The 637-nt window shown below is 69.7% G+C and carries 1 protein-coding gene; it reads left to right on the forward strand.

Going from position 1 to position 637, the window contains the following annotated elements:
* A partial coding sequence (locus tag PH551_RS32850) for a VCBS domain-containing protein (protein ID WP_285196414.1) occupies nt 1-637 on the forward strand: 637 nt, incomplete at both ends.

Genomic DNA, 637 nt, shown 5'->3' on the forward strand with positions numbered 1-637 from the left:
TCACCGGCGCCAACGATGCGGCTGCGATCGTCGTCGATGCGACGGTGACCGACGACCGGGCGACGGTCGAGGCGGGTGCGGCCGGCAGCGGCGATCCGAGCGCCTCCGGCAAGCTGACGGTCAGCGACGTCGACGACGGCGAGGCGGTGTTTGCCGCCCCGGCCTCGCTGAACGGCATCTATGGCAGCTTCAGCTTCAATGCCGCCACCGGCAGCTGGACCTATACGCTCGACAACAGCCGGGCGGCAACACAGGCGCTCAACCAGGGCGACGCGGTCAGCGACACGCTGAGCGTCAGCTCGCTCGACGGCACCGCCAGCCACAACATCGTCGTCGCCATCACCGGCGCCAACGATGCGGCTGCGATCGTCGTCGATGCGACGGTGACCGACGACCGGGCGACGGTCGAGGCGGGTGCGGCCGGCAGCGGCGATCCGAGCGCCTCCGGCAAGCTGACGGTCAGCGACGTCGACGACGGCGAGGCGGTGTTTGCCGCCCCGGCCTCGCTGAACGGCATCTATGGCAGCTTCAGCTTCAATGCCGCCACCGGCAGCTGGACCTATACGCTCGACAACAGCCGGGCGGCAACACAGGCGCTCAACCAGGGCGACGCGGTCAGCGACACGCTGAGCGTCAG

Source organism: Rhizobium atlanticum (genome assembly GCF_030182485.1).
In the GTDB taxonomy this organism is placed as follows: domain Bacteria; phylum Pseudomonadota; class Alphaproteobacteria; order Rhizobiales; family Rhizobiaceae; genus Rhizobium.